This window comes from Streptomyces niveiscabiei (genome assembly GCF_001419795.1).
Lineage (GTDB): Bacteria > Actinomycetota > Actinomycetes > Streptomycetales > Streptomycetaceae > Streptomyces > Streptomyces niveiscabiei.
The window spans coordinates 1-5,761 of record NZ_LIRL01000707.1; the positions used below are offsets into that span (position 1 = coordinate 1).

The following is a 5,761-nucleotide window of genomic DNA, read 5'->3' on the forward strand; positions in this document are numbered from 1 at the left end:
GCCCTGAACCAACCCCCGGCCCCCCTCCACCTGGGCCCCTCGGACGACGCGGAATGGGCAGCCCTGACCGCCCAGACCCTCCTGCGCACCACGGACCCCACCACCCTGAACGACCTGAGCAGAGACCACCGCACAAGAACGGCGATCGACCTGACCTGGACGTCCCTCGCGGCAGAGGTAGCCGCGGCGACAACAAGGGCCCCGGAGATCGAATCAGCGGTACTCCCCCTCCGCGCCCGCATCTCGGTAAGAGCCGGCCTGACAAACCTCGCAGCAGGCCTACGCCCCCCGGCAACGGGCCACGACAACCCCCACTACTTCGACGACGCGGCCTGCGTAAGAGCCTGCGTCCTGGCCACAACCCACCCGGGAAACCCGGAACGAGCAGCGGACCTAGCGGAGTTCGACGCCCGCTACACCCAGGACGGCGACGGAGTACACGGCGCAAGGGCCATGGCAGCGGCAATCTCCTTGGCCCTGACGGGCGAACCGATCGAAGCCTGCGTAGAAGCAGCCCTGACCCAACTCCCCCCAGAAACAGAGATCGGCAGAAACGCCCGCCACGCCCTGCACCTGGCGGAATCAACGGACTCGACGTTCGCCCTGATCCCCCTGCTGGAGCACCAGATCGTGGACCACGTCTACAGCTACGGCATCGCAGCGGCGGAGACAGTCCCAGTAACCCTCGCGATCTCCCTAGCCGCGAACGGCCGTATCGCCGAGGCAATCCCCGCAGCAACCTGCCTCTCCCGGGTCGCCGACTCCACCCCAGCCCTAACCGGTGCCCTGACCGGCGCGATCGGCGGCGCCGCGGCGATCCCCGACACCTGGCGCACAACCTCCCGCACACTCTCCGGCTGCACCCTCCCCCGCCTCACCGGCACCGACCTCCTGGAACTCGCCGAACTCCTGGAAGCCGCACAACCGCCCCCAACAGGAGCATGATTCACCTCATGCCAGACAAAACCCCCCAAACATCCCTGGAGGACCGCATCACCGCCGCCCTGGTCGGCGCGGCGGTGGGCGACGCACTCGGCGGCCCCGTGGAGGGCTACTCCCCCGCCCAGATCCTCGCCCGCCACGGCGGCAGAGTCACCGGCATCGTGGGCCCCTGGAACGGCGACGACTGGCGCACGGCCCGCCCGATCGCCCCGTACCACAAGGGAAATGGCCACATCACGGACGACACCCTGATGACGCACGCGCTGATCAGGGTCTACGCGAAGGTCCGCGACCACCTGGACGCGTACGCGATCGCCGACCACCTGGTCCCGGACCTGATGACAACCCCCCGCTGGATCCCGGAACTGGAAGCGGAGACCCTCCTCCTGCACCGCCTCTTCCTCGCGGAGAAGTGGCTCGCCACCCGCCTCCACTACGCCCACGCCGACCCCCGGGAAGCCGGCGTGGGCAACATCGTCAACTGCGGCGCCGCGATGTACATGGCCCCGGTCGGCCTGATCAACGCGGCCAACCCCCAAGCCGCGTACGCCGAGGCCCTGGACATCGCAGGCGCCCACCAGTCCTCGTACGGCCGCGAAGCGGCGGGAGTCTTCGCGGCGGCGGTATCGGCGGCGTGCACCCCCGACGCGACCCCCACCTCGATCATCACCACCTGCCTGGCCCTGGCGAAGGACGGCACGAGAACGGCGATCGAGAAGGTAGCGGAGACGGCAACCCACTACACGGACCCGGAATCAGCCCTGCTCCCCCTACGGGAAGCCATCGCCCCCTACGACACGGTGGGCCCCGACTACCGCACCCCCTCCCTGAACGCCCGCCGCCCCTCCCGCCTCCACGCGATCGAGGAACTCCCCATCGCCCTGGCCATGCTGCTGATCACGAACGGCACCTACGAGCCGGCGGTCCTGGGCGCCGTCAACTACGGCAGGGACTGCGACTCGATCGCGACAATGACCGGCGCCCTGGCAGGCGCCCTGGGCTCAGCACCCCCGACCGACTGGTCCAGCGAGGTGGCAGCGGCAAGCAAGCTGGACCTCTGGCACCCGGCGGCCACCCTCACGGAGGTGGCCCGGGAAATCTTCGCCAAGGACGTGGCCCGCCGCCGCACCCACGAATCAGCGTTCACAGCCCTGGGAGCGCACCTGTGCTCCGCCTGACCTGGCTCCAGCCGGAGGACCTCCTGGGCCACGAACTCCGCCAGGCAAGGGAAGACGGCAGAGAAGCAAGCGACATCGCAACCCGCTGGCACCAAGCAGGCGGCAGAGAGGCCCCCGAAAGAGCAGGAGCCTCCCCCACCCAACCACCGCACCACCTACGCGACTTGGCGACAACGCTCCTGACGGAACTGGCAGCCCGGCCAAGCAAGCTGGCAACAGCAGAACCCGCAACTTGGCCCGCAATCCAAGACGCAACCGGCACTCGACAAAACACCCCCACCCCCCAAACCTTCGAATCCGCCTGGCTAGGCAGAGCCGTCGGCTGCCTCCTCGGCAAACCCGTCGAGAAACTCCCCCTCCACGCCATCCGAGCCCTCGCGAAATCCACCGGCAACTGGCCCCTGAACACCTACTTCACAGCGAAGGGCGTCCCCAACTCCCTCCTGGCCGAACACCCTTGGAACCGCCGCTCGGCCACGACCTCCCTCGCCGAGAACATCGACGGCATGCCGGAGGACGACGACCTGAACTACCCCCTCCTGAACCTGCTCCTCCTCCAGCGCCACGGCAGAAACTTCACGACGGAGGACGTGGCGAGACTCTGGCTGGACGAACTCCCGGCGGGCCGAACGTTCACGGCGGAGCGAATCGCGTACCGCAACCTCCTCACCGGCATCGACCCACCGAGAACGGCCCACCACAACAACCCGTTCAGGGAGTGGATCGGCGCACTGATCCGCGCGGACGTCCACGGCTGGACGAACCCGGGAAACCCGGCCGCGGCGGCAGAACAGGCGTACAGAGACGCCACGTTGACACACACGGCGAACGGCGTCTACGCGGCGATGTACATCGCGGCGACGATCGCGACGGCGGCAACAGGCACCCAGGACATCCACGCCTGCCTAGCCACAGCCCTGACGCTGATCCCCCCAACCTCCCGCCTGCACAAGGCAGTTGAGGAAGCAATCCAACTGGCCAGAACAGAACGGGACTTCGACAGGATCGTGGACGAACTGCACGCCACCCACGGCCACTACCACTGGGTCCACGCGATCCCGAACACCGCACTGATCGCAGCCGCCCTGACCCACGCGGACGGCGACTTCACCGCGTCCATCTGCCGCACGGTATCGGGAGGTTGGGACACGGACTCGAACGGCGCGACAGCGGGCAGCATCGCGGCCCTCCTCACCGGCCCACCCCCGCCCCACTGGACGGCGCCGCTGAAGAACCGCCTGTCCACGACGATCGCCGACTTCGACGGCACCGGCTTCGACACCCTCGCCCACCTCACGCACGTGGAGGCAGCCCGCCCATGACCCACATCGTCGTACTGGGCAGCACGAACATGGACCTGGTCACGTACGTGGACCACCCCCCACGCCCCGGCGAGACGGTGACGGGCCGGGACCTGCGCACCACCCCCGGCGGGAAGGGCGCGAACCAGGCGATCGCCGCGTCGAGAGCGGGCGCGACGGTCTCGATGATCGGCGCGGTGGGCACGGACGCCCACGGCCCGCGCCTGCGCACCGCGCTGGACACGGCGGGCGTGAACACGGACCACATCCGCACGATGGACACGGCGTCCGGCACGGCCCACATCGTCGTGGACGCGGACGGCGGCAGCGCGATCGTCGTGATCCCGGGCGCGAACGGCACGGTGGACCATCTGGCCCCCGGCGACGAGACGTTGATCGCGTCGGCGGACACGCTGCTGCTCCAGCTGGAGATCCCGCTCCCGGCGGTGATCGCGGGAGCGCGGGCGGCGAGAGCCCACGGCGTCCGCACGGTCCTCACCCCGTCCCCGGCCCGCCCCCTGCCGCCCGAACTCCTCGCGAACACCGACCTGTTGGTGGCGGGCGAGTACGAGGCGATCACCCTCACCGACCGCACGGACCCGGTGGAGGCGGCCCGCCATCTCCTCACGCACGTCCCGGAGGTGATCGTCACGCTGGGCGCGGCAGGGGTCCTGTACGTCTCCCGGGGCGCCGACCCCCTCGCGGTCCCGGCCCCGCCGACGACCCCCGTCGACACGACGGGCGCCAAGGACACCTTCGTCGGGGCCCTGGCGACAGCCCTCGGCGAGGAACGCCCCCTGCCCGAGTCCCTGCGCTGGGCGACGGCGGCGGCGTCCCTGTCGGTGGAACGCCCGGGCGCGTCCGCGTCGATGCCGTACCGCCAGGAGATCGAGGAGCGCTACACCCGATGACAGCAACTCCCTTGCAGGGCCTGCGGGTCCTGGACCTGGCCACCCTGTTCGCGGGCCCGCTCGCCGCCACCCTGCTGGGTGACTTCGGCGCGGAGGTCGTCAAGGTCGAGCACCCGGCGAAGCCGGACCCGTCCCGGGGCCACGGCCCGTCGAAGAACGGCGTCGGCCTGTGGTGGAAGGTCCTGGGCCGGGGCAAGCGCACGATGACCCTGAACCTCTCGACGCCGGGCGGCCGTTCCACGCTCCTGCGCCTCGCGGAGACCGCGGACGTGATCATCGAGAACTTCCGCCCCGGCACCCTGGAGCGGTGGGACCTCGGCTGGGACGAACTCCGCGCCGTGAACCCCCGGTTGGTCCTCACGCGCGTCACCGCGTTCGGCCAGTTCGGCCCCGCCTCGCACCGCCCCGGCTTCGGCACCCTCGCGGAGGCGCTGAGCGGTTTCGCCGCCGTCACCGGCGAGCCGGACGGGCCTCCGACGCTCCCGCCGTTCGGCCTCGCCGACTCCATCGCGGGCCTGGCGACGGCGTACGCGGTCATGACGGCCCTGTCCGCGCGCGAGCGCACCGGCGAGGGCCAGGTCGTGGACATGGCGATCATCGAGCCGATCCTCACGGTCCTGGGCCCGCAGCCGACCTGGTACGACCAGCTCGGCCACGTCCAGCGGCGCACCGGCAACCGCTCCGCGAACAACGCCCCCCGCAACACGTACCGCACGGCCGACGGCACCTGGGTCGCCGTCTCCACCTCCGCGCAGTCCGTCGCCGAACGCGTGATGCGCCTGGTCGGCCGCCCCGACCTGATCACCGAACCCTGGTTCGCGACGGGCGCCGGGCGGGCCGCCCACGCCGACGTGCTGGACGAGGCGGTGGCCCAGTGGATCGCGGCCCGCCCCCGCGACGAGGTCCTCCCGGCCTTCGAGAAGGCGGAGGCGGCGATCGCCCCGGTCCAGGACGTCCGGGACGTGGTCCACGATCCCCAGTACGAGGCGCTGGGCACCCTGACCCGCGTCGACGACCCCGACCTCGGCCCCCTCCTCATGCAGAACGTCCTCTTCCGCCTCTCCGCCACCCCCGGCGCGATCCGCTGGACCGGCCGCGCGCACGGCGCCGACACGGACGAGATCCTCCGCGAACTCGGCCTGACCGCCCAGGAGTCGGCCGCCCTCCGCGAACAGGGCGCCGTATGAGAACGTTCCCCCTGACCTGGCTCTACGTCCCCGGCGACCGCCCCGAGGTGGTCACCAAGGCCCTCGCCGCAGGCGCCGACGTGGTGATCATCGACCTGGAGGACGCGGTCTCCCCCGACCGCAAGGAGTACGCCCGGGCGGCGACAGCGGAACGCCTCTCGGACCCCCACGCCCACCGGATCCACGTCCGCGTGAACGCCCCGGACACCCCCTGGTCCCGCGCCGACCTCGCGGCCCTCTCC

Annotated in this window: 6 protein-coding genes; all 6 read left to right on the forward strand. The window is 70.9% G+C overall.

Annotated features, from left to right (window positions below; translation table 11 throughout):
- A partial coding sequence (locus tag AOK24_RS31135; protein ID WP_055723382.1) for an ADP-ribosylglycohydrolase family protein occupies positions 1–945 on the forward strand: 945 nt, incomplete at its 5' end.
- Positions 946–953: 8 nt separating this feature from the next.
- On the forward strand, positions 954–2,120 hold the full coding sequence (locus tag AOK24_RS31140; protein WP_055723383.1) for an ADP-ribosylglycohydrolase family protein: 1,167 nt from the start codon (positions 954–956) through the stop codon (positions 2,118–2,120).
- Entirely contained in the window at positions 2,108–3,442 is a 1,335-nt protein-coding gene (locus AOK24_RS31145; protein WP_055723384.1) for an ADP-ribosylglycohydrolase family protein, read from the forward strand. The genes AOK24_RS31140 and AOK24_RS31145 overlap by 13 nt, the downstream gene beginning before the upstream one ends.
- Positions 3,439–4,332, forward strand: a complete 894-nt coding sequence (locus AOK24_RS31150) for a ribokinase (RefSeq protein ID WP_055723385.1) — start codon at positions 3,439–3,441, stop codon at positions 4,330–4,332. Before AOK24_RS31145 ends, AOK24_RS31150 begins: the two co-directional genes overlap by 4 nt.
- Entirely contained in the window at positions 4,329–5,519 is a 1,191-nt protein-coding gene (locus AOK24_RS31155; protein WP_055723386.1) for a CaiB/BaiF CoA transferase family protein, read from the forward strand. Before AOK24_RS31150 ends, AOK24_RS31155 begins: the two co-directional genes overlap by 4 nt.
- On the forward strand, positions 5,516–5,761 hold a 246-nt coding region (locus AOK24_RS31160), incomplete at its 3' end, for an aldolase/citrate lyase family protein (RefSeq protein ID WP_240554220.1). The genes AOK24_RS31155 and AOK24_RS31160, both read left to right, overlap by 4 nt.

Coding starts and splice junctions, on each gene's coding strand:
- AOK24_RS31140 (WP_055723383.1), top strand. CDS start 954: ATGCCAGACAAAACCCCCCAAACATCCCTGGAGGACCGCATCACCGCC.
- AOK24_RS31155 (WP_055723386.1), top strand. CDS start 4,329: ATGACAGCAACTCCCTTGCAGGGCCTGCGGGTCCTGGACCTGGCCACC.
- AOK24_RS31150 (WP_055723385.1), top strand. CDS start 3,439: ATGACCCACATCGTCGTACTGGGCAGCACGAACATGGACCTGGTCACG.